Source organism: Candidatus Magnetobacterium casense (genome assembly GCF_019173545.1).
In the GTDB taxonomy this organism is placed as follows: Bacteria; Nitrospirota; Thermodesulfovibrionia; order Thermodesulfovibrionales; family Magnetobacteriaceae; genus Magnetobacterium; species Magnetobacterium cryptolimnobacter.
Genome location: NZ_JABXWD010000495.1, coordinates 1 through 2,224 on the forward strand (window position 1 = coordinate 1; position 2,224 = coordinate 2,224).

Here is a 2,224-nt window from a genome sequence, read left to right on the forward strand (position 1 = left end):
ACTCCATTCAAACGTGGTCACGTTGCTCACGCATAGCAACAATGCCATATTACACAGGTATAAAAGTGGCTTAAATCCTTGCAACCACGGTTGATTGTGGTACTACCCTGCATATCATCACGGGATTTTTTACAGCAAGGAAATTTTTCAGGTGTCTGTAATTTCCGTCTTGACAACAGATAAGAGAGTGCTTTATCATAAAAGCCGGAAATAGATATGGTTATAGCGGCAGGATGTGATCACGCCGGCGTACTTTTAAAGCGGGCGCTGGAGAGGTTCCTCGTAGAGGGCGGTACCGACGTAATTGACGTCGGCACGAGCGGTGAGACCTCCGTGGACTATCCCGACTTTGCTGCATCTGTGGCTTCCATGGTGTCAAGCGGTGAGGTTGACAGAGGCATCCTCATCTGTGGCAGCGGCATAGGGATGTCCATCGTTGCCAACAAGTTCAGGGGCATCAGGGCGGCTCTGTGCAACGACCTCTACTCGGCGGCAATGAGCAGGATGCACAACGACACAAACATCCTCGTAATGGGCAGCCGGATCGTAGCCACGGAACTGGCCATTGAGATCGTCAAGGTCTGGTTGATGACAGAGTTCTCCGGTGGAAGACACGAACTACGCATAAAGAAAATTTCAAAGATAGAGGAATCAATTGCAGAACACAAGTAACCCGGCCCCACGCAATATATCACTACAAGAGGCAGACCCTCTGGTGTTTGACGCCATCGAGGGAGAGATATCCAGAGAACAGAACAAGATCGTCCTCATCGCATCGGAGAACTATGTCAGCAGGGCAGTGCTCCAGGCACAGGGGTCGGTGCTGACCAACAAGTATGCCGAGGGCTATCCCGGTCATCGCTACTACGGTGGCTGTGAGTTCGTGGACATCGTGGAATCGTTGGCAATCCAGCGAGCCAAGGAGTTGTTTGAACACAGAGACGCCTCCGGTGAGACGGTCGGTGTTGACCACGTAAACGTGCAGGTACATTCGGGGTCGCAGGCCAATATGGCGGCCTACCTCTCCGTGTTGAAGCCCGGAGACAGAATCCTGGGGATGAACCTCAGTCACGGCGGACATCTCACGCATGGCTCAAAAGTGAACTTCTCCGGACTGCTCTTTGAAAACGCCTATTACGGTGTAGACCCCGATACCGGTTGTATCGATTATGATAGAGTACGTGAACTTGCCCTTGAATTTCGGCCAAAGATGATAGTGGCCGGTGCCAGTGCTTATTCCAGGACATTGGACTTCCGGAGATTCCACGACATCGCCAATGAGGTTGACGCCTACCTGCTGGTTGACATGGCCCACATAGCGGGATTGATAGCCGCCGGTGTGCATCCATCGCCGTTTGCATATGCCGACTTTGTCACCTCTTCCACGCACAAGACGCTGCGCGGTCCCCGCGGGGGGATGGTCATGTGCAAGGCCGATTACGCCAAGTCCGTCGATAAAATGGTCTTTCCGGGTATCCAGGGAGGTCCGCTGATGCACATCATAGCGGCAAAAGCGGTGGCCTTTAAGGAGGCCCTGACCGAAGGATTCCGCCTGTATCAGCTAAATACCGTCAAAAACGCAAAGGCGCTCTGCAACGCCATGATCGAACGGGGGTACAGGATCATCTCCGGTGGCACCGACAACCACCTGATGCTCATAGACCTCAGCAACAAGTCAATCACAGGAAAAAAGGCCGAAGATGCCCTCTACAGGGCCGACATCACGGTCAACAAAAATACTATCCCATATGACGACAAACCACCGACCATTACCAGCGGCATAAGGCTGGGAACTCCTGCCGTTACCACCAGGGGTTTTGCAGAGGCGGAGATGGTAGAAGTCGCCGATATCATCGATAATTGCCTGACAAATCATTCTGATGAACGTAACATGAAGGTACAGCGGCAGAGGGTTAGGGCGCTGTGTGAGAGATTCCCAATACTATGAAAATTTTTTAACAAATTGCATTTGACTATCTCTGAGAAATAGTGTAGACTAAGATCACTTTAGTAAAAAGATTGCAAGCAAGAGAATTTGGCATGACGGCTGCAATGGGGAGTCGTCTAATGGCAGGACAGCAGACTCTGGATCTGCCTGTAGGGGTTCGAGTCCTCTCTCCCCAGCCAATGTTGTGTCAAGGGTCTTGGTGGTAGTGTTATATGGTCCCATCGTCTAGTGGCCCAGGACGTGGCCCTCTCAAGGCTAAAACACGGGTTCGACTCC

2 protein-coding genes and 1 tRNA gene are annotated in these 2,224 nt (G+C 51.8%); all 3 read left to right on the forward strand.

What is annotated here, in order from left to right:
- Window positions 1-216 precede the first annotated feature (216 nt).
- The 3 genes from rpiB to HWQ67_RS16805 all read left to right on the forward strand — a co-directional run bounded on the left by rpiB (window position 217) and on the right by HWQ67_RS16805 (window position 2,127).
- On the forward strand, window positions 217-672 hold the full coding sequence (gene rpiB, locus HWQ67_RS16795) for a ribose 5-phosphate isomerase B (protein ID WP_218253839.1): 456 nt from the start codon (window positions 217-219) through the stop codon (window positions 670-672).
- Entirely contained in the window at window positions 656-1,948 is a 1,293-nt protein-coding gene (gene glyA / locus HWQ67_RS16800) for a serine hydroxymethyltransferase (protein WP_255317332.1), read from the forward strand. Before rpiB ends, glyA begins: the two co-directional genes overlap by 17 nt.
- A gap of 105 nt (window positions 1,949-2,053) precedes the next feature.
- Window positions 2,054-2,127, forward strand: a tRNA-Gln gene (locus tag HWQ67_RS16805).
- The last annotated feature ends 97 nt before the right edge of the window (window positions 2,128-2,224 follow it).